We start from the raw sequence: 20,895 nt of genomic DNA, 5'->3' as shown, positions 1-20,895 counted from the left end.
TGTTCTCGAATCTTATGTGAAGTCCTGCCGCGGGCGCCCACCTCCCGCCCCGAAGTGCTCACATTCCCCTAACTACGGAGATCCCGTGCAGAAGCAGACCACCCAGACCGTGCCGTTCAGAACAGTGATCACGCTTGGGCTGATGTTCTTCGCTGTGTTCATGGGTGCGGGGAACATCATCTTCCCGCCGCTTTTGGGCCAGCAGGCGGGAACCGCCTTCCCGTGGGCGATTCTCGGTTTTCTTCTGACGGGTGTGGGCCTGCCCGCACTTGCGCTCGTGGCGGTGTCCCGAGTGGGCGGACTGGCCCGCCTATCGGCCCGGGTCGGTCACGCCTTCGGTGTTGTGTTCACGGTTTTCGCCTACCTGCTCATCGGGCCGTCTTTCGGGATTCCGCGCACCGCAACCGTGTCCTACGAGGTGGGGGTCGCCCCGCTTCTGCCGAACGCGGGCGATGCCCAGTGGCCGCTGGTGCTGTACGCGCTGGTGTTCTTCATCATCACCCTGGTGCTTGCGGCCAACCCCACGAAGATTGTCGACTGGATCGGGAAAATGCTTGCCCCGGTTCTGGTGCTGGTCATCGCGGTGTTTGCGATCAAGGCGCTCATCAGCCCCCTGGGTGGGTTCGGTGAGCCGGTTGGCGATTATTCAAATGCGGCTCTGCAGACCGGTTTTGTTCAGGGTTATCTGACGGTCGATGCGGTCGCTGCCCTGGTGTTGGGCATTCTCGTGGTGTCGGGCTTTTCCGGTGTTGGGGTGACCAATCCGACCGTCATCCGCAGGAAGATGCCGTGGGTTGTTCTGGTCATGTCGATCGGCTTGTCGCTGGTCTACATTTCGCTGGGCTACATCGGGGCCACAAGCCGTGGTGCGGTGGGCGAACAGGACAACGGCGGAGCGCTGCTGGCCGAGGTGTCGCGCGCCCTTTTCGGTGACATCGGGGGTGCTCTTCTGGCGGCTGTCATCATCATGGCCTGCCTGACCACTTCGATTGGCCTGGTGTCGTCGATGGCGGAGTTCTTCTCGGAGCTTGTGCCGAAGGTGTCCTACCGGGTGTGGGCGGTCGTGTTTTCGCTGATCGGCTTTCTGTTCGCCAATGTCGGCCTGGACGCCCTCATTGCGCTGGCCCTGCCGATGTTGATGGCGGTGTATCCCGTCACCCTGGTGCTGGTGCTCCTGTACTTCTTTGAGAAGCTCTTCCGAGGTGACCGTCTGGTCTACCGTCTGGCTGTCATCTTCACGGCTGTCATCAGTGTTCTGGGCGCCCTGAAGGAAGCAGGGTTGGGCGGCACAGCAGTCGATTCGATGCTCAATGCGCTGCCGTGGGGTGCTGAAGGGCTCGGCTGGGTTGTTCCCGGTTTGATAGGTGTGGCGATCGGTGTTGTCCTGCACTTTGTTTTGGGCCGTCACGATCAGGACCACACGGCCCGTCTTGATGCCCGGATGAAGGAGAAGTCCGGCGGAACGCTGTAAACCTGCGGTTCAGCGTTTAGACTCAAGCATCACGGCCCAGAATTCAGGAGGTTCCCAGTGAAGATCACCGGCGCAGTGCTTGAGCGCATGGATGCTGAACGGCCCTACGCACAGTCGCGGCCCATCAGCATTTCCGACCTCGACCTGGCCGACCCGGGACCGACTGAAGTCCTGGTGCGCATTGAGGCGGCGGGAGTCTGCCACTCCGACCTTTCGGTGGTTGACGGCAACCGTCCCCGTCCCATGCCCATGCTGCTTGGGCATGAATCGGCGGGCATTGTCGAAGAGATCGGCAGTGAAGTCGAAGGCATTTCCGTAGGCGATCGGGTCAGCATGTCATTCCTGCCCCGCTGCGGGGAATGCCGCGAGTGCCGCACAGACGGCAAGCTCCCGTGCTCAGTGGGTTCGAAGACCAACAATGACGGCGTTCTGCTGCACGGTTCGGCGCATCTGAGCCGAGACGGCGAGAACGTCTACCACCACCTGGGCGTCAGCGGCTTTTCCACCCACGCGGTTGTCGATGCGGCCAGCGCGGTCGTTGTGCCGCCGGAATTGCCTGCAGACATCGCGGCAGTGCTCGGCTGTGCCGTGCTCACCGGGGGAGGGGCGGTGCTCAACGCCGCCCAGCCCGGCCCGGAGGACTCCGTCATGATCGTCGGCCTGGGTGGGGTCGGCATGGCCGCCCTCATTGTGGCCCTGGCCCAAGACGTCAAAGAGGTCATTGCCGTCGACGCGCTTGAAGAAAAACTCGACCGCGCCAAGGAACTCGGCGCTGATCGTGTTTTCACACCGCAGGAAGTTGCCGAACAGGGCATTACAGCAGACCGGGTGATCGAAGCCGCCGGCAACGCCAAGGCCTTCGAAACCGCCTATAACGCGATCGGCTTCGGCGGGTCGATGGTGACGGTAGGCCTGCCCAACCCGGCAGCCACCTCGACCATCGCCCCGCTGGCGCTGACTGCCGGTGCTCGCGAAGTCAAGGGCTCCTACCTGGGCTCTGCCGTGCCCGCCCGCGACATCCCCACCTACGCGCAGCTCTACCTGGAAGGCAAACTGGCGGTAGACGAGCTCATCTCCTCGCGCATCCGCCTGTCGGAAATCAACGAGGCGATGGACCAGCTGGCTGACGGGCGGGCCATCCGCCAGGTGATCGTGTTCGACGATTCAGCCGAAACCGCCGCGGTCTGACAGCCGAGGAGCGCAGTGCGGGCGGGGCGGGGTGACCTGTCCCGCCCGCTTCTCTATGACGAGGCGCCGTCCAGCAGTCGTCGCACCTGTCCCGGATCCGCTGTGGGCAGGCTGCATTCGTGGCCGAGGCACACTGTTGCTGCCTCCGCCTGCGGCTGGCCGACAGCACTTCCCGGTGCCTGCCGACTGAGCACGGTTGTCACAGGGTGGCAAGCCCCAATGCTCAGCAGCCGTGGGTTGGCGCTTTCAACCCGCACTGGGTTGAGCAGCCCCTCCGCGGTGACCTGCAGCCATCCGGCTGCCCGCGGGGCACGGTACATGACGTCCGATGCGGCAAGCACCAGACGCTCAGCCGTCTGCAGCCACTGTGTGCCGTCGGCTGTTTCATCAAGCAGTCCCAGGCACAGGGCCGCGTGGGCGGCAGCTGCCACACCGGACGGTTCGGTGTCATCAAATGCGCTCATCCCACCGGCAGCCAGAAGAGGATCGTGTTCGTAGTCCCGCACTGTCCCGTCCAAGAAGCGCTTGCTGAGTTCGGTCAGAAGCTCCCGGGCGGTGCTGACACGGCCCAGTGCAACGGCGCAGTCGGCCAGCTGTGCCCAGTCCACAAGCCCCGCCGCACCCGGGCCGGGCTCCCCGTGAAAAGCAGAGCGAGCCAAACCGGTCTGCGTGCGCAGTGCTGCCGCAGCCGCAAAGGCCTGTTCAGCGGCAGTGAACCATTCGGGCTCGTCAAAAACGCATGACGCAAAGGCAAATGCCGAAGCCGTCATGGCGGTGTGTGCCGTTATGAGCTTGTCATCGCGCAGTGGGACGGCGCGGTGTTCGCGCGCTCGCAGAAGATCCGCGCGGGCAGCCAGCGCCGTCTGTGTCAGCCACGGCTCTGGCTGGTTGTCATCGCTGTTCTGGCCAGCCTCATCATTCTCAGCCCACTGCTCAATTCCCGGGGCGTGGAGCACCAAGCCCAGCCCTTGCGACAGAACAGGTTCGTAGGGAGATCCGGTGAGCTCCACCTCGTGATTTTCCAGATAGAAAGCGCCCTCGGCAGGCTGGCCGTGCGCGTCGAGAGAATCGGCGTCCAGCGCGGTGGCAAAGCCGCCGGAGTCCAACCGCATGTCCCGCAGCAGAAACTCTGCCGTGTCATAGGCTTCGCGGCGAGCAAGCCTGGCCCAGCGCGAACCCGGGGCCAAAGACTCTTCAAGCCCGAACCACGCGGCACTCGCCCGCAGGTACAGCGCATTGTCGTACAGCATCTTCTCGAAGTGCGGCACCGACCAGTGCGGATCGACGCAGTAGCGGAAGATCCCACCGGCAACGTGGTCGCGCAGACCGCGCGAAGCCATCGACAAGAACGTGCGGCGGATGAAACCCAGCCGCTCGGGACCGCGGTGGTGACCCTTGATGAGAGCCATGAGCGACATGAGCGGCGGGAACTTCTGCGCCGAGCCGAAACCCCCGTTCGTCGTGTCGGCTTCGTCCATAAGCGCCCAGTGCTGGGCGTTGAGAATGTCCGAAGACACCGCGCTTTCGAAGGGACGGTCGAGGGGTCGCTGTTCGGATTGCGCGGCAGGGTCGGCGGGGCTGGTCTGCGAGCTGGGCCCGGCCTGCGCTGGAGCCCCGGTCTGTGCGGCCTGCGCTGGAGTCTGCGCAGATTCGGGGCCAGCCGCCAGCTGCTCCAGGGTTGAGCGCATCTTCGCCGTGATGTCGGCAACCTGCGCTCGCCGCTCCCGCCACGTGTTGGCAACGGCCTGCAGGACCATGGAAAACGACGGCTGACCCATGCGCGGCTCGGGCGGGAAATAGGTGCCCAGGAAGAACGGCACCCCATCAGCGTCCGCGAAGGCCGTCAGCGGCCAGCCGCCGTGACCGCGCATGGCCTGCAGCGCGTTCATGTACTGCTCGTCGACAGCGGGAAGCTCTTCGCGATCGACTTTGACGGCAACGAAGTACTTGTTGATCTGCGCTGCGACGCCCGTGTCGCTGAAGGACTCCCGCGCCATGACGTGACACCAGTGACACGTGGAATAGCCGATGGACACCATGAGGGGCGCATCGCGGCGTTTGGCTTCGGCAAAGGCCTCCGCGCCCCACGGGTGCCAGTCGACCGGCTGGTCGGCGTGGGCGCGCAGATACGGCGAGGTCGCATGAGCCAAACGGTTCACGTGTTCGGCGCTTTCCGCATCATTCATCCGGCTGTCCTCATCCCAGGTGCGCGTGGGCGAGCCTGACGAGCGCTTCGATATCGCTGACGGCCGCCATTTCTCTTGCCGAGTGCATCGACAGAAGCGGAATGCCCGCGTCGATGACAGTCATGCCCAGGCGGGTGGCCGTCAGCGGGCCGATGGTGGAACCGCAGGGCTGGGCGTTGTTCGACACGAACGGCTGAAACTGGGCACCTGCCGCGTTACACAGGCGTGCCCATTCGGCGGTGCCCGCAGCATCCGTTGCATAGCGCTGAACCGCGTTGAGCTTCAGCAGCAGCCCGTCACCGAGGGTCGGCCGCACCTGCGGGTCGTGGCGCTCCGGGTAGTTGGGGTGGACAGCGTGGCCCGCGTCAGCGGAGACGCAGATGGAGCCCGCTACAGCCCTCAGATGTTCTTCCCGGTCAGCCCCCACGCTGATCGAGATGCGCTCCAGAATGTCTGCAAGCATTGGGCCCGATGCACCGGTGCGGGTTTCCGAACCGACTTCCTCGTGGTCGTTGGAGATGAATACCGATACGGCCGTCAGGTTGTTCGCGTCGAGTTCTTCCATTGCCCGCAGGCCAGCGAATGTGGAGGACAGGTTGTCCATGCGCGAACAAGCCAGAAGCTCCTGCGCGGCTCCGAACAGGGCAGCTTCCTGCACGGGTGCGGTGATGACATCGTGGCCGACCACCCGGTCTGCGGAAACACCGGCGGATTCGGCCAGCAGCTCGATGACGTCGCCGCCGCACACCTCCAGGCCGATCACCGGGACGGTGTGCTGCTGACGGTCCAGTCTGAGCCCGTCGTTGACCTGCCGGTCCAAGTGAATGGCCAGCTGGGGGATCCGTGCGATGCCCGGTGTGCGCGCCAGCACGGTCGTGCCGTCGCGCAGTGCGAGCCTGCCGGCAAAGCACAGTTCGCGGTCGAGCCACGAATTGAGCAGCACTCCGCCGTACACTTCGACGCCCACCTGGGTGAAGCCTGCCGCGGTGTGCGCCGAGCCGGGCTTGAGCTTGAAGCCCGGCGAGTCCGTGTGGGCACCGAACACCCGGTAGCGCAGATCCCCAGCGGAAACATCAGCAGGCAGCGCAAAAGCGGTTACGGCGCCATCGCGGACCAGCACGTAGCGGCCACCCGGGGCCAGGTTCCACGCCTGGGCTTCGTCAAGCAGCTCAAAGCCCGCCGCCTGCAGTCGCCGAGCAGCTTCTGCGGCAGCGTGGTAGGACGACGGTGATGCCGCGGTGTACTCGCCGAGTTCCAATGCGGTCTTCTGCGCTGCGGTCTTCTGCGCGGCTGTTTTTTCAGCGGCGGTGGACATGCGCTCCTCCTGAGCTTGTCGTCACAGCGCTGGACTCAGAGCCGCCTGTTAGCCTTGCACGGTGTTCTCTGGTCTAGCGCGGCTGGTTGGCTGGGGCTTCTTCCCCCTGGCAATACTGGCAAAACTACCGTATGCCATGTCGGTTGTAGCCGTCATGACATCAGTCGTCGGCGTGCGCGGCTCCTATACGCAAGCCGGTGTGGCTTCGGCTCTCGTGGGCTTAGCCACAGCCTTTTCAGGCCCTTTCTTCGGCTGGTTTGCCGACCGCTTCGGCCAGCGGGGCCTGCTTCTGTGCCTTGCTGTCACGAACGCGGCTTCGCTGTGGGGCTTGGGCTGGGCGCTGCGGGCCGACGCTGCCACGTGGACTGTCTACGCGGCGGCCTTCGCGATCGGCGCGACGAGCCCGCAGGCAGCATCTATGGTCCGCTCACGCTGGCTCGAGGCAATCCGCGGCTCCTATTCCGGCACGCAGGCCGAGAAGGCCACATCGGTTGTTCTGCCCTATGAGTCCTTTACCGACGAGGCTGTTTTCGTTGCCGGGCCGATTGTTGTCGGAGCCATTGCGGTGGCCTTCGGCATCGTGGTGCCGCTCGATGTTGCGGCCCTGACCACTCTCATCGGGATCAGCGGCTTCGCTTTGCACCCGTCGTCCCGCTTTGTGCGCGGCCACGCCCGGAACATGATGGAACAGTCCACAGCTGACGAGGCGCAGGAGACTCCCGCTGTTGCTCCGGCTTCCGAGATCTTCCGGCTGTCCGTTCTGCTGCCGCCGGCCGGCATGGCCTGCATCGGCATGTTCTTCGGTTCGACGCTTGCCAGCCTCACCAGCTTCCTTGAACAGTTCGACAAGGCGGCCGCCGCGGGTATGTACTACGCCGTGATGGGCGTGGGTTCAGCGCTGTGCGCATTTGCCGTTGTGCTTCTGCCCCGGGGCTTCACCTTTGCCGCGCGCTGGATGGTGTTCGCCGCAGTGGCGTTCACGGGGACCCTTGTGTTCACGGTCCTGCCGGTATTCCCGGCGGTTCTCGTAGGTCTCGTGCTGTGCGGTGTGGGCATCGGCCCGGCGCTCGTCACGCTGTTTTCGATTGCCGCGGAGGTCGCTCCGGTGGGTCGAGTGACAACCGTGATGGCGATGATGACCACCGGCATCGTTGTCGGCCAGGCGCTCATCAGCGCGCTCGTCGGCTCACTCATCGACGCTTTTGGCACCGGTGCTGGCTTCCTTGCGACCACGAGTGCCTGCGCTGCGCTTTTCGCACTCAGCTGCCTCAACATGTACCGTCGACGCATTGACGTTTCGGCGGCCACGCTGCAGGCGTAGAACCCTGTTTTCACAGAACCAACAGCGCTATTGTTGTTCCTGATTCGCACGGAACTGCTCAACAGAAGGTGATCAGTGGAAGAGTACAGAGCAGATTGGGAGGAGTGGCACGACTCCCGCGTTGCCAGTCTGGCCACCCAGCACGGTTGGCTCTCGCTGACGGGCCTCATCTGGTTGGCCGAAGGTGACGAACGCACAGTGTGCGAAATCCCCGGCAGGTTCACCCGCAGCAATGACTGGCTGCACTTCGACGCCGAACCGGGCAGTGCGATCGGCCCCACCGCCGCGGCGCTTGACGTCATGGCAGACGACATCACCTTCCCCAGGGCCGAGCGCGTGCAGGTTGTGCGCAGCATGGACACCGGCAGGCAGTCCGTGTGGCTGCCCCAGGGTGCATCGCTTATGTGGTTGACCGACGGGACGGTGGTCATCGAAGCCCTCAACCGCGACGGCTACATGGGACTGCGGATTCGCGATTCCCGTTCGAAGCTTCTGAGCAGCTTCATCGACATTCCCACCTTCGAAATCGACCCGAGCTTCGCAGTCCAGGGGCAGTTCACCCCGTATGCCGAACCGGAGCTGCGGAGGATCGACACGGCCGCACCGGGCTTGCAGATCAGCACCTATGTTGTGGGAACCGTCGAATTCGACCTGCACGGCACAGCCCACACCCTACTGGCCACGGGACACCCCGAAACCGGGCTCCACCTGGACTTCTACGACGGAACCAACGGCGGAACCACATCGCAGTGGCGGCGCCTGTCGGTGGGCACCCCCGATTCATCGGGGCGTGTCATCGTCGACTTCAACCGCGCGGTCAACTTCCCCATGGCCTTCACCCCTTTCGCCACCTGCCCCGCTCCCGTGCCGGAGAACAGGATCAGCGAGCCGATCACGGCAGGCGAGCAGGCGCCTCGGCAGACCCTGAGCGAAAACGGACTGCGCACCCCGATCGTCGTCGTCGAGACCAGCGCGAACCTGTTCTACGGACGCACACTCGACCAGCTGTCCGAAGGCGGCATCCGCTGCGACTTTGTGCGCCTGCACGAAGGCGAGCTGCTGCCCAGCCCCATCGGCTACCAGGGCGTCATCGTCTTCGGCTTTGCCGACGACGAGCAGGGGTGGGCGGTTTCACGTGACGACGTCATCGGGTTCCTCGACGACGCGATCAGCTCGCACATCCCGACAATTGCCGTCGGAGACGCCTGCCGTCTGATGGAAGTGGCCGCTGGTGCGCAGATCGACGGGGGTGACCTCCCGGTGCCGCAGTCGGTAGTCGGGGCGGTCGATTCGGTCGAAGTCAGCCTCAGCGACGACGTTGCCCAAGACGCCCTGTTCCGCAGCCTGGTCACAAACCCCAATGCCCCACTGGGCCGTCTGCGCGCGAGCACGGAAGTCGAAGACGATTCACTCATCCGCTCCTGGAACGACCTGGTCAACCGCTTCATCCGCATGATCCACACCGAGCGCAGCTGAGCGGGTTCAGGCCCCGTAACCAGTCGAGGTGCCGTCCGGTTCCAGCCGGGCGGCACCTCGTGTCTTTGGTGCTTGGGGATTCTGCTGCCGAGGGGCAAATTGCTGCCGCAGTCTTTGCCCTAGACAGCAGGGTTCGTCACTTGTCGGTCACCTTGCCGTCAGCGGCCGAAACGTAGACGTCAACCGAATCGGTTTCGCCTTCGGGGTACACCTCAACCTCCCACGCGGGGGAGGAACCGGTCGTCAGGTCGGCTTCGTCGACTGTGCCGCCGCCCTTTTCGTCAACGGCTGTGCCGAGAGCGTCCTTGAGGGGAGTCTTCACCTTCTTCAGAGCGTCGACGTCTTCCTGGTCGGCGGGGTCGTCGTCCTTTTCCTTCTTGACGACCTCGGTGCCCTCGGGGCTGACGACGACTTCGTGCTTCTCCGAGCCCTTGATGACATTGATTTCCCACCGGCTGTCATCGAAGTCGAGTTCGGTGGCCTTGCCGTCGATTTCCTTTTCAGCCAGCTCAATTGCCGACTGCGCGGTCTGGACTGAACCACCCTTTTCGCTCTGCGGGTCGCCTGCAGACTCGGTGCTGGGGCTCTCAGCCTGTGTGGTCGACTGCTGCTGGGCGTCGTTGGACTGCTGGTCTCCTTCGGAGTTTCCACAGCCGGTCAGGGCGAGTGCTCCGGCGGCAGCCGATGCGGCAAGGAGGGTGGAAAGCTTAGTCATGTGGTGTGTCACTGTCCTTTCGCTGAGTGTGTTGGTCAGTGAATACGTGCGCTTGTGGGACTGTCGGAGCTCGGCACGCCGGAGGACGTCGCGTCAGAGGACGTCGCCGGAGCGGTGGTGGACGTACACGTCCTTGGGTTTGTCAGCACCGTCGGGCTCGATGCTGACCTTCCAGCCCAGTTGGCCGTCTTTTCTGCCCGGGCCGACTTCGACCACCTCACCGCGCACAGTGCGCGATGCAGACTGGACAGCCTGATCGACCGTCTGGCGCATCGACGAGTACTGGTCCGCGGCACCGGATGGCGGGTCTTCGACCTTGTCCTTGCCGGTGACCTCTGCGCCGTCAGCGCTGACGTGAACCGGCGTGTTCTTCCCGTCGCTGTAGACGGTGATCAGCCAGCCGTCATCTTCTGCTTTCAGGCCAACGGCCTGACCGCTGTCATCGACGTCCGCAACGGCGGTGAGAACGGCAGTACGCGCCGCTTCGGCCGACTGTGCGGAATCCTGGCCGCCGACCGTGGCGATGCCGCCGGGAGGCTCCTCGGAAGGTGTGGCCTCCTGCTGCGCTGTGGGAGATTCGCGCGATGCGCCGTCCTTGATGGCACAGCCGCTGAGGACGAGTGCGAGTGAACCGCCGATGACGGCAGCGGCCCGGACAGAGGACACCAGAGGGCTCTTCTTCATAACCTCACGCTAAAAAGATGTTTCTGAGAGTTTCGTCAGTGCCGGTGAAGTGCGTCACCAGATGGTCACGCGCTCTTCCGGAGCCAGGTACATGCCGTCGCCGGGCTGTGTTCCGAAGGTTTCGGCAAAGGCATCCATGTTCTTCACCACCTGGTTGCAGCGGAACTCCTCCGGCGAATGGGGGTCGATTGCCAGACGGCGTTTGCGCTCTTCTTCGCGGAACTTCGAACGCCACGCGGCGGCCCACTGGCAGAAGAATGCTTCGCGGTCAGCCTGGGTCAGCGGCTGGCCGCTGTCGTGGGCAGCAAGCTGCAGGGCCTTCCAGCTGATCCCCAAACCGCCGAGGTCGCCGATGTTCTCGCCGATCGTCAGTTCGCCGTTGACGGTGCTGCCGTCCGTGACTTCCCACGGCGACAGCGCGGAGTACTGGTCGATGAGCTTGCGGGTGCGCTCCTCAAAGCCCGCTCGGTCTTCGTCGGTCCACCAGTTGACGAGGTTGCCGTCACCGTCGTAGCGGGATCCCTGGTCGTCGAAGCCGTGGCCGATTTCGTGGCCGATGACCGCTCCAATCGCCCCGTAGTTGGCTGCTGCGGAAGCTTCGGCGTCGAACATAGGCGGCTGCAGGATTGCCGCGGGGAACACGATTTCATTGAGCACCGGGTGGAAGTAGGCGTTGACTGTCTGCGGAGTCATGAACCATTCGGTGTGGTCAACAGGACCGCCGATCCGGTCGAGCTGACGGCGGTGTTCGGCCTGAGAAGAACGACGGATATTGCCCACGAGGTCGTCGGCTGTGACAGTGAAGCTGTACTCCCGCCACACATCGGGGTAGCCGACCTTGACGGAGAACTTCGACAGCTTCCCCAGGGCCCGCGCCTTTGTTGTCTCGGTCATCCAGTCGAGGTCTTTGATCGAGCTCTCATAGGCCTTCAGCAGATTGTCGACCAGTTCGGCAATGGCCTTCTTCGATGCCGGAGGGAAGTGCTTCTGCACGTAGAGTTTGCCCACGAGCTCACCCAGGTGGCCCTCGACGGTGCTGATGCCGCGCTTCCACCTTTCGCGCAGTTCGGGGGTGCCTGAGAGGGTCCGGCCGAAGAAGCCGAAGTCCTCTTCGACGATGTCTGCGCTCAGGTAGTTTGCATACCGGCTGAGAACGCTGAACAGCAGCCACGCCTTGAGGGCAGCAAGCTCGGTGCTGTCCCACAGCTGGGCGGCCCCGGTGACGAAGTCGGGTTCGCGCACAATGAACTGTTCGGGTTCGGGCTGGATGCCGAGGGCTTCGAGCCACGAGTTGAGGTCGAACCCGGCTGCGAGTTCACGCAGCTGTTCGGGTGTGGTCGGGTTGTAGGTGGCTTCGGCATCACGCGTGCGCACATTGTCCCAGTGGTGCTTGGCAACGGCGGTTTCGAAGTCGAAGACAGTGCGGGCGAAGTCGGCGTCCGACAGCCCTGAAAATTCGCTCAGCCCGCCCAGAGCAGACATCGCTTCGAGGTGGGCGAGGAAGGCCTCGCGGATCGGCGCGGATTCTTCGGCCCGGTAGTAGGACTCATCGGGCAGGCTGATTCCCGCCTGCTCAAAGTACAGCGCGTACCGCTCGGAGTTTTTGGCATCTGCGGACACGAAGCCGGCCAGCAGACCGCCGACGCCCTCCTGTTCCAGCCGGCCCATGACCGCGGCGAGTTCTTCCTTGCTGCCGGCGTCGGCAATCGCCTTGAACTGTTCGCGCAGCGGGCTCACGCCGAGCTGTTCGATTGTGTCGACGTCCATGAACGATGCGTAGAGGTCCGCTGGCATCTGCGTGTCTGGGTCGCCATCAGAGTCCGCCTGCTGCAGGTCGGTGATGATGGTGCGCACATTTTCTTCGGCCGCGTCGAACAGTCCGCGCATAGCTCCATCGCCGGCGCGGTCATCGGGAATGACGTGGGTGTCCAGCCACGTGCCGTTCACACGGCGGAAAAGGTCGTCCCGGAAAGAAGCGGAAGGGTCTCCGTAGGGCAGATCAGCTGAAGTCATGGCATCCACGCTACCGGCTGTGTCATCGTAGTGACCATGAAGCCCTTCCGCATTGCCTTTGTCTGCACCGGCAATATCTGCCGTTCTGCCATGGCCGAAATGATGCTCAAACACGAACTCGCGGGCTGCGGGCGGACCGATATCGAAGTCGAGTCCTTCGGCATAAGCGACGAAGAAGTCGGCAACCCCATTGACTATCGGGCGCGCGCAGAATTGGAGAAGAACGGTATTCCCGTCACCGAGCACAGCCCTCGTCAGCTGCGGGCAGAGGACCTTGACGACATTGATCTGGTGGTCGCCATGACCTCGCGGCACGTTGCTGGCATTCGCCGGTTGGAACGCCAAGCCGGTGGAAATGTGCCGCCTGTGCGGATGCTTCACCAGTTCGACCCCGGAGCGAACGCGCATGAAGAGCCCGAGACGGCGGCAGCAGCCGATGTCGCAGACCCCTGGTACGGCACAGCTGACGATTTCATAACAACCTACCGTGAGCTTGCTCGTGCACAGGACGGAATCATCGCAGCGGCTGACAGCATGGGACACAATTGAGCGAAGGACTTTCGCCCGCACCCCGCATATCGACTGGAGAAGCAGCCATGACCACCCGATCTTCGCTTTCGCGGTTTCTTGCCGCAGCCCTTTTTGCCAGCCTGGCGCTGGTACTCGGCTCGGTACCCGCCCAGGCACACGACCAGCTGATCGGCTCGAACCCCAAGCAGGGAGCCAAACTGGACAAGCAGCCCGAATGGATCGAACTGAACTACTCGGGCGAAATCCAGGACATCGGCAGCGAAATCCGCGTGGAAAAAGACGGTGAAGACTTCTCAGCCGGAGAGATCACCGTTGAGGGCCGGACCGTCACGGCGGCTTTGCCCGACGATCTTAAACCCGGCGATTACACGATTGCCTGGCGGGTTGTGAGCCAGGACGGACACCCCATTTCCGGCAAGGTTGAATTCACTCTGCTTGATTCCGCCGGCAGCGGCGGCGAAGTCAAGGACGGCGACAAGACTGAGGAAGGCGCCAGCGAAGACAACACCGCAGACAAGGCCGAAGACGGCAAGCAGTCGGATGCTTCCGGACAGGAAGAGGCCAGCCAGGACGCTTCTGGCGTTTCTCCGGTTGTGCTGATTCTGCTGGCAGTTGCCGGTCTCGGTGCTCTCGTTGCGGTGTTCGTGATGTTCACCCGCAAGAAGAACGTCATCGACGACAGCGAAAGCTGAGGACGGCTTCAGCCAGGTCGTCTGCGACGGCTGTGAGCACGGGCCCCGGATCGGACATCGCCTGTTCGACCGGGGCCTTGTCCGTCAGCTGGAACAGTCCCGCCAGTCCCGCGTGCGACACTTCAGAGTCGGCAGAGCCGCAGACCACAAAGACGGGAAGGTCTGCCCGCTGGGCGCGTTCAATGACAACCGCGGGGCCTTTTCCGCTGAGCGTCTGCACATCAAAGCGGCCCTCGCCGGTGATGACGACATCAGCCTGCGCCAGTGCGGCATCGAAGCCGGTGAGGTCCAGAATGAGATCCGCCCCAGACTCCATGTGCGCTCCCAGCAGCAGAGCCGCAAACCCCGTTCCGCCGGCTGCCCCGGCGCCGGCCCGCGCAGCAGTATCCGCAGCCCCGAGCTTGTGGGCGAATTCCCGCAGCTGAGAATCGAGGTCGCCAACCGCCTGTGCGTCCGCTCCCTTCTGCGGTCCGAACACCTCAGCTGCACCGCGCGGACCGGTCAGCGGATTGTCGACGTCGCACGCCACCGTCAGTTCGACCCCGTCCAGAAGTCGCAGCGGGGTCGACAGGTCAACACTCGCAGCGTGGGCAAGCGCGCCGCGCGGGTCGCGAACACGCTGGCCGCGTGCATCGTGAACCACGGCGCCAAGCCCCATGAGCATTCCAATCCCGCCGTCAGTGTTGGCCGAACCTCCAAGCCCCAGCACAATTGAGCGGGCACCTGCCGCAACCGCGTGGCCGATGAGCTCTCCCGCGCCCATGCTTGTGGCATTCCGCGCTGTTGCCGGTTCAACAGAGCCGCCTTGACGCTGAAGGAGCGCCAGGCCGCTGGCTTCGGCCATTTCGATGATCGCCCGCGTACCCCGCAGCGCCCACCGAGCGCTCACGGTGCCTCCCAGTGGACCGGTGACCTCTGCCGCGCGCAGGGAAAATCCCGCGGCCTGGGCTGCTTCGAGAGTGCCGTCGCCCCCGTCGGCTAGCGGCGTGGCGTCGACGGTGACGCCAGCTGATTCCAAGACGGGGCGCAGGTGGTCAGTGACTTCGGCGGCGGTCAGGGTGCCCTTGAACTTATCGACAGCGATGAGAGCGCGCATAGCATCAGCATCCCACAGGAAACTCCGTCAGCGGCGGCTTCTCGATGGTCTGTCCGGTGATTCCCTCGGGCCTATGCAGGGTGCTTTTGGCCCATATGGCCCCGTGGGCCTACTGTTGTCCTGTGACTACAAATACACACACATCACAGAAAAGCTTCCTTGTTACATGGCTGTTGGCCTGGTTCCTCGGAAGCCTGGGCATCGACCGCTTCTACCTTGGAAAAATCGGCACTGGCGTGCTCAAGCTGATCACGCTCGGCGGCTTCGGCATTTGGTCGCTCATCGACTTGATCATCTACCTGGTGGGTGCTGGCCGCGATAAGAACGGCCAGCCGCTTGAAGGCTATGAGCAGCACAAGAAGCTCGCTTGGATTGTGACTGCCGTCATGTTCGTTGTGGGCATTGGCTTCGGCAGCTGCAGTGTCACCACCCTCGGCGACATCCAGAACGACGCCATGGCGCTCGGCTTCTGATCAGACTTTCCGTTTACGCAGAACAACCCCGGTTTTTGCCGGGGTTGTTCTGTTGTCGGTCCCTTAGGCGTTCGGGGCCAGGGCCGTTCCTGCTCCGCGCCTGCGGATGGTGGGGACGGTCACGCTTCCGTCACCGGCCGAGGTGCCGGCAGGGGGTGCGCTCTTGCCGCAAGGCAGGGTTGCCGGGGCTGAGACTGCGGGTGCCGCTTCTTCGGCACTGTTCATTGCCTGAGCGTGTGCTCTGCGGTGGGCGCGCAGCTGGTCGCGCAGTGCCCGAGCATCGTCCTGGCCGACGATTTCGAACCCGCCGTTGACGATCATGTTGAGGTCGTCCTCTGCCGCCTGGCCCTCAGAGGTGAGGTAGTCGCCCAAGAACAGCGAATTGACCACGTGCAGGGCCATGGGCTGCAGCGATTTCAGGTGCATTTCGCGTCCGCCGGCCATGCGCAGCTCCTTGTCGGGACACATGAGTCGAACGGCGCACAGAATTCGCAGGCACTGGGTGGGTGTGAGGTAGTTGACGCCTTCCAGTGGTGTTCCCTCAAACGGGATGAGGAAGTTGACGGGAATGGAGTCTGAGCCGAGTTCGCGCAGCGATTCGACCGCTTCGATAATCTGCTCGTCGGTTTCCCTCATGCCCACAATCAGCCCGGAACAGGGTGACATGCCGGCTTCGTGTGCGCGGCTGACTGTTTCGGCACGCTCGTCCCACGTGTGTGTGGAGCAGATGTCCTCGTAGTGTGACTTGGCGGTGTTGAGGTTGTGGTTGTAGGCGTCCACGCCGGCATCGCGCAGGCGCTGCGCCTGACCGTCTTTGAGGATGCCCAGGCAGGCGCAGATTTCGACGTCTGGGTTGTTGGCCTTGATGTCTTCGGTCATGCCGGCAACCCGCTCAACGTCGCGGTTGGACGGTCCGCGGCCGGATGCCACGAGGCACACTCGTGACGCACCTCCGGCCAGTCCGAACTCGGCCTGGCGGCGGGCTTCGTCGCCCTTGAGCCACGAATACTTGAGGATCTCAGTGTCCGAGCCCAAGCGCTGCGAACAGTAGCCGCAGTCTTCGGGGCACAGACCTGATTTGAGGTTGACCAGGTAGTTGACTTTGATCTTCATGCCGAAGTGGTGGCGGCGCACGCGCCCGGCGGCGGCAACGAGGTCAAGCAGCTGGGAGTCGTCAGAGCGCAGGATGCTCAGCGCTTCGTCAGAGGAAGCCGGGGTTCCCGCGACTGCGCGATCGGCGATTTCACTGAAATTGAACACCGTTCAACTATTGAACAGTGTTCAATTTCTGTCAAACGCGACCCGGATCACATTTGCTGCGGCCGTGATGAGCCAATGACTCCGGCACTGCAGTTCTGTGACGCTCCAGGACAGCTCTATTACGCCCGGTGGGCCCTGTGTGACAGCGGGGGACAGGCATGTGACAAACCGCGTCGCAGTGTGTCAAACAGCGCCAGTCCCTATCGCACTGAGTCTTTAGCGTCGTCTTCGAATCACCGCACAGCCGCGGCTCAAACAAAAGAGGAGACACCATGACGACAACAGTGACACCCGCCGGCGGTGCTGCCAGCCCGCCCGGCGCCTCGGCAACCGGCACCTCGGCAGTGGGGAGCACAAGAAAGCCAACGCCCCGTGAGCTGCGCCGCGTGCGCGCGGCGAGCTTTGCCGGAACCACCATCGAGTTCTACGACTTCTTCATCTACGGCACCGCCGCTGCCCTCGTTTTCCCCACAGTGTTCTTCCCGGCCCTGGGCTCCGGTGCGGCACTCGTGGCGTCCTTCGCCACCTTCGGCGTCGGATTTGTGGCCCGCCCGGTGGGGTCGATCTTCTTCGGCCACTTCGGCGACAGGATCGGGCGCAAGCAATCGCTCATCTCCACGCTGCTGATCATGGGTGTGGCCACTGTGCTCATGGGCCTCATTCCGCCGTCGGACCAGATCGGCATTGCCGCGCCGATCATTCTGGTGACCCTGCGGTTCCTGCAGGGCTTCGCGGTCGGCGGCGAATGGGCCGGTGCCGCGCTGCTGACCGCCGAGTATGCGCCGAAGGACAAACGCGGCCTCTACGGGGCGTTTCCGCAGCTGGGCACACCCGCCGGGATGTTCTTGGCCAACACAACGTTCCTCGTTTCCGCCTTGGTTGCCGGGGATTCGTCCGAGGCGTTTCTGAGCTACGGCTGGCGAATTCCGTTTGTGGCCTCGGCCCTGCTGATCGCCATTGGCCTGTGGGTGCGTCTGAGCATTGCCGAAACCCCGGCTTTCGTGCAGGCGCAGGCGGCAGCGGAAGAAGCCCGCAGACGCGACGCCGAGATCGCTGCAGCGCCCGGCGGTGGCAAGGATACGCAGGGTGTAGACGGCGCCGACAGTGCTGACGCAGTCAGGCCGCGTGAGCGCTCGCCGTTCATCGACGTGTTCCGCTTCCAGGCCCGCGAAGTCCTGTTGGCCAGCGGCTGCCTGGTCATGCTGTTCGCGTTCTTCCACACGTCGACGTCATTCCTCACGTCCTACGCGTCCGACCCCGAGGGAATCGGCTTGCCGCGCACCGTGGTCCTGTCGATCAACATGCTCGCCGCGGTGGTGCTCGGTGTGACGGTTGTGCTGGCCGGCTGGCTGTCCGACCGCTTCGGACGGCGTCGTCTGCTGATCTTCGGCTTTGCCACGGGCACGGTGTGGGCGCTTTTCATCTTCCCCGTCATATCAATCGGCACGGGTGCGGCTTTCGCCCTGGCTCAGTGCCTCACGCTGTTGTTCTACGCCTGCGCCTACGGGCCGCTGGGTTCTTATCTGCCCGAGCTGTTCAAGCCGCGCTACCGCTACACCGGCGCTGGCCTGGGCTACAACATCGGCGGCATTTTGGGCGGCGGCATCGTGCCGATCCTCGCCAGCGCCATCAGCGCTTCCTACGGCGGTACGGGAATCGGTCTGCTGCTGAGCGCAACGGGGGTCATTTCGCTGGTCTGCGCGTGGCTGCTGCGGGAGACCCGCGGGCAGGCGCTCGATCACGAAGAACCCGCCGAGACGCCACTCACCAAAGAGCCCGCATCCGTCGGGGTCTGAGGCAGGAGCGCGAGGTGCCGGGCGCGTTCAAGGGCTCGGCACCTCGTCCTTCAACCCCGCCCACGCTTTAGCCGCAGAAACTCCCATTAGCAGTGGTTGCTAAAGCGTGGATCTGCGGCTAGCGGGAGCTTCTTCTCGGCAGGAGGTGCCGGGTGCGCTCGGGATTCGCACAGCGCTGGGTTCTGGGGTGAGGAAAACTCACGAGGCGCCGCTCACCCCCGTGACACCCCTTCAGAAGCGGCTGCAACAGCCCCTGCAACGGTTCAGACTGCGCCGTCTCGTCCTCCTGAAAGGCTAGGTTTTTCGCACGTATATTCAACCGCTAACCAAGCACACAAACGGGCGGTTCATTTCGAGGTGTCGACCCATCTCACGGCCCTTCCATTGGGAATATTTGTTAACTTTGTTTACAAGTAATGTCCTGATGTGTAGAGTATCGAGTAATCCCCATGAAGCCATGCAGTCCAAAGGAGAACGGCATGGACAATCAGAAAAAGAGTCCAAATCCCAGCTAACGATCTCTAAAAGCGCACTTTTCCTGACGATCACAGCGTTTACACTTTCGCGCCTGGCGCTAGCGGACCCCGCTACAGGAACGCTAGAAGCTGAGGCTGCAAGTTCGTCAGATCAGCAAGCAGACAACACAACAGTGGAGTTCGACCATCCAATTTCAACTCGCGATGCGTTCGAGATTGCAAAAATAATGATTTCCAAGTTCAATCCGTAGGGTTTAAAGTTGGTAATGTAGCTGGGAGTTACATTTATGACTCTCCAATTTCACTAGATGCGAACATTCAGAATCTAGAAGAAAACCTACGGAGCCAGGCTCCTGACGGAAATGCAGAAGTAGATAATCTGACTGTGGTTGCAAAGGACGGCGCGAGCACGACGGCAGCACGCAGCTCTTCTACATCGAACGGTCTCCTTGACGACGCTCGTGGTAAACTGCGCCAAGACGCAGGGGACGCTGATCTGACCCGCAAACGGGACCAAGAGGTTCCTAAAACGAAACAACAGAACCGAGCAGCAGCTGTGAAAGACAAAGAACAGTCTTCTGAACCTCCTACCCGTGCGCATGCCAACAGTGTGTGGTTCCAAACCAAAGACAACGTTGACGGGAAGAGGCAGGTCTTAATCAATGCCGCCTGGCTCGGAAAATCAAACCTGAAAAATGCACCAGATCCCTTGCGCTGGGGCTTAGAGTTCCAGCTGTACCAATGGAACTACTCTCTGGACGGCAAGAACAAACGCCCACTCATTTCAACTGGGGCGAGTTCGAAGACAAGCGGCCCAAGGCCATCACACCCTAAAATATGAGCAGGTTGTTTTTATGAATAAGACAACATCCACATGGGTTTCTCGCTTCGTTCGCACCAGGGTGTTCATTCTCGGTTCTGTCTGCACGTTTGCAGCGTCGATAGTCGCGTTTCTTGCTGAATCCTGGCAGGCCGATAATGCCATAGAAGGAGTGGGGAAATGCCCATTGAACGGTTCGGGTGAGATTCGGCACTCAACTGCAGCATGGATCGAAACAACATTCGCTCCACCGCGGATAGTCTGTTTTCAAGATGGATATCCACCCGTTCATCAAAGCACTCTCATATCGAGTACGGCGTACTATCTAACGTTTGTTCTGCTAGCGGCTGCTCTCGTTATCTTCGTCGTGAAGATGGCTCATTTCTTCGGATGGTTCAGTAAGAAACCGATACCTGAACATACTTATCCGGGCTAGTTTCGCCCCGCCCTTGGGCTGGACGTTGCTCTCGCGATGTTCGCCGCTGATGGTCGCGGTACGACGGATCACCCGAGCGCGTTCTGCTGCCTCGCTTCGGGGGGCTTCTTTGAAGCCACCGGAGCGCGTGTGGGCTACCGACCGTCGGCGCAACACCAGGCCGGTGCGGTACTCCCGCACGCTTGTTTCTGATGTCCTGCGCCTGTTTGCGTACCGTGACCACTCCTGGGTCACGGTCTGTTTCGGTGTGTGCTTCAACCGTGGGGCAAGCCTCAAGGCCATAGGTTTTGTCTAGCTGGGTGCAGGCTGTTTGAGCCTGTCCGCGGTCACTGCGCCCGTGCCAGACCTGCTCTTCATCATTGACGCGGGACACGACGATGTGCACAGGGTCATCACCGTGGCAAACTAGGCTCCAACGGTTGTCTTCCAACCCCATGCTCTCGATGAAAGTCTGGCAGGCATCTGCCCATTCGTCGTCTCTGAGGACCCGATCATGCACAGAGTTCCGTAACGAACACTGCCAAATAGGTTTCGTGATATCTCCACGTCGCCCCTGTGTTGCGCGAATCTCGACAGCCCAAAACATCGGGTCAGTTTCTCCCTGCGCTCTAATGTTTGAGCCAATCACGATGCCACCAGAGCAGCGCTGACAACGAGCATCCACGTACTTGTGTTCATTCGCTTTTCCCGGCCCGTGAAGATACGCCGCAATATCTCCGACCCGAGCCCCGTTACCTTTTAGGTGTCACTGCTGTCCGTCAGGACAGGCAGTGCAGGGAACCGGCTGGCTCCGGCATGATGTCTGCCCCAGTCGTTCATGATCCGAGGGGAAACAACGCAACGCAGCCGCGTGAGAACACGATTGAAGAAACTCGCACCCCGCATGGCGGCCCACCTGGGTGACGAGATCCCTGCAGCTTTGGCCGAACAAACCACCATCGTGGCC

The 20,895-nt window shown here is 62.7% G+C and carries 18 protein-coding genes; 10 read left to right on the top strand and 8 right to left on the bottom strand.

Annotation, left to right across the window (positions count from 1 at the left end):
• Positions 1-85 precede the first annotated feature (85 nt).
• Positions 86-1,471: a branched-chain amino acid transport system II carrier protein gene (gene brnQ / locus HMPREF2757_RS09130; RefSeq protein ID WP_141750240.1), complete on the top strand. Its 1,386-nt coding sequence runs from the start codon at positions 86-88 to the stop codon at positions 1,469-1,471.
• 57 nt (positions 1,472-1,528) lie between these two features.
• Positions 1,529-2,659, top strand: coding sequence for an alcohol dehydrogenase catalytic domain-containing protein (locus HMPREF2757_RS09125; protein ID WP_070575731.1), 1,131 nt, complete (start codon positions 1,529-1,531; stop codon positions 2,657-2,659).
• A gap of 53 nt (positions 2,660-2,712) precedes the next feature.
• Here HMPREF2757_RS09125 and HMPREF2757_RS09120 read toward each other — a convergent pair whose 3' ends face one another.
• The gene (locus tag HMPREF2757_RS09120) at positions 2,713-4,845 is read right to left on the bottom strand and encodes a thioredoxin domain-containing protein (RefSeq protein ID WP_070575728.1); all 2,133 of its coding nucleotides are present in this window, start codon (positions 4,843-4,845) and stop codon (positions 2,713-2,715) included.
• 10 nt (positions 4,846-4,855) lie between these two features.
• Entirely contained in the window at positions 4,856-6,160 is a 1,305-nt protein-coding gene (locus tag HMPREF2757_RS09115) for a M18 family aminopeptidase (RefSeq protein WP_070575725.1), read from the bottom strand.
• Between the two features lie 136 nt (positions 6,161-6,296).
• Between HMPREF2757_RS09115 and HMPREF2757_RS09110 the strand changes: the two genes are divergently transcribed.
• Positions 6,297-7,481: an MFS transporter gene (locus tag HMPREF2757_RS09110; RefSeq protein ID WP_141750239.1), complete on the top strand. Its 1,185-nt coding sequence runs from the start codon at positions 6,297-6,299 to the stop codon at positions 7,479-7,481.
• A 75-nt stretch (positions 7,482-7,556) separates the two neighbouring features.
• Positions 7,557-8,957: a DUF1684 domain-containing protein gene (locus HMPREF2757_RS09105; RefSeq protein WP_070575721.1), complete on the top strand. Its 1,401-nt coding sequence runs from the start codon at positions 7,557-7,559 to the stop codon at positions 8,955-8,957.
• 136 nt (positions 8,958-9,093) lie between these two features.
• On the opposite strand, the gene HMPREF2757_RS09100 is transcribed toward HMPREF2757_RS09105, so the two are convergent.
• From HMPREF2757_RS09100 to HMPREF2757_RS09090, 3 genes are all read right to left on the bottom strand, one after another.
• The gene (locus HMPREF2757_RS09100; protein ID WP_070575718.1) at positions 9,094-9,672 is read right to left on the bottom strand and encodes a PepSY domain-containing protein; all 579 of its coding nucleotides are present in this window, start codon (positions 9,670-9,672) and stop codon (positions 9,094-9,096) included.
• A 93-nt stretch (positions 9,673-9,765) separates the two neighbouring features.
• Entirely contained in the window at positions 9,766-10,356 is a 591-nt protein-coding gene (locus HMPREF2757_RS09095; RefSeq protein ID WP_070575715.1) for a PepSY domain-containing protein, read from the bottom strand.
• A gap of 54 nt (positions 10,357-10,410) precedes the next feature.
• Complete coding sequence (locus tag HMPREF2757_RS09090; protein WP_070575712.1) at positions 10,411-12,369, bottom strand: M13 family metallopeptidase; 1,959 nt, start codon at positions 12,367-12,369, stop codon at positions 10,411-10,413.
• 36 nt (positions 12,370-12,405) lie between these two features.
• Between HMPREF2757_RS09090 and HMPREF2757_RS09085 the strand changes: the two genes are divergently transcribed.
• Complete coding sequence (locus HMPREF2757_RS09085) at positions 12,406-12,918, top strand: low molecular weight protein-tyrosine-phosphatase (protein ID WP_070575709.1); 513 nt, start codon at positions 12,406-12,408, stop codon at positions 12,916-12,918.
• A 47-nt stretch (positions 12,919-12,965) separates the two neighbouring features.
• Positions 12,966-13,592: a copper resistance CopC family protein gene (locus tag HMPREF2757_RS09080; protein WP_070575706.1), complete on the top strand. Its 627-nt coding sequence runs from the start codon at positions 12,966-12,968 to the stop codon at positions 13,590-13,592.
• Here HMPREF2757_RS09080 and HMPREF2757_RS09075 read toward each other — a convergent pair.
• The gene (locus HMPREF2757_RS09075) at positions 13,570-14,688 is read right to left on the bottom strand and encodes a glycerate kinase (protein WP_070575703.1); all 1,119 of its coding nucleotides are present in this window, start codon (positions 14,686-14,688) and stop codon (positions 13,570-13,572) included. The genes HMPREF2757_RS09080 and HMPREF2757_RS09075 overlap by 23 nt on opposite strands.
• 122 nt (positions 14,689-14,810) lie before the next feature.
• Here HMPREF2757_RS09075 and HMPREF2757_RS09070 point away from each other — a divergent pair, with 122 nt between their 5' ends.
• Positions 14,811-15,161, top strand: a complete 351-nt coding sequence (locus tag HMPREF2757_RS09070; protein ID WP_070575700.1) for a TM2 domain-containing protein — start codon at positions 14,811-14,813, stop codon at positions 15,159-15,161.
• A 63-nt stretch (positions 15,162-15,224) separates the two neighbouring features.
• On the opposite strand, the gene bioB is transcribed toward HMPREF2757_RS09070, so the two are convergent.
• Positions 15,225-16,421 (bottom strand): biotin synthase BioB, encoded by a 1,197-nt coding sequence (bioB, locus tag HMPREF2757_RS09065; RefSeq protein WP_070575697.1) that lies wholly within the window; start codon positions 16,419-16,421, stop codon positions 15,225-15,227.
• Between the two features lie 272 nt (positions 16,422-16,693).
• Here bioB and HMPREF2757_RS09060 point away from each other — a divergent pair, with 272 nt between their 5' ends.
• From HMPREF2757_RS09060 to HMPREF2757_RS11730, 3 genes are all read left to right on the top strand, one after another.
• Complete coding sequence (locus HMPREF2757_RS09060; RefSeq protein WP_070575693.1) at positions 16,694-18,217, top strand: MFS transporter; 1,524 nt, start codon at positions 16,694-16,696, stop codon at positions 18,215-18,217.
• A gap of 457 nt (positions 18,218-18,674) precedes the next feature.
• Positions 18,675-18,944 carry a hypothetical protein gene (locus HMPREF2757_RS11735; protein ID WP_141750238.1) on the top strand — a complete coding sequence of 90 codons (270 nt, stop codon included), beginning with the start codon at positions 18,675-18,677 and terminating at the stop codon, positions 18,942-18,944.
• A 134-nt stretch (positions 18,945-19,078) separates the two neighbouring features.
• Entirely contained in the window at positions 19,079-19,534 is a 456-nt protein-coding gene (locus HMPREF2757_RS11730; protein WP_141750237.1) for a hypothetical protein, read from the top strand.
• 374 nt (positions 19,535-19,908) lie between these two features.
• Here HMPREF2757_RS11730 and HMPREF2757_RS12235 read toward each other — a convergent pair whose 3' ends face one another.
• The gene (locus HMPREF2757_RS12235) at positions 19,909-20,577 is read right to left on the bottom strand and encodes a relaxase/mobilization nuclease domain-containing protein (protein ID WP_370919396.1); all 669 of its coding nucleotides are present in this window, start codon (positions 20,575-20,577) and stop codon (positions 19,909-19,911) included.
• Positions 20,578-20,895 lie beyond the last annotated feature (318 nt).

It is taken from the genome of Brevibacterium sp. HMSC063G07 (assembly GCF_001810665.1).
In the GTDB taxonomy this organism is placed as follows: Bacteria; Actinomycetota; Actinomycetes; order Actinomycetales; family Brevibacteriaceae; genus Brevibacterium.
This window is presented reverse-complemented; position numbering and strand designations above follow the sequence as displayed.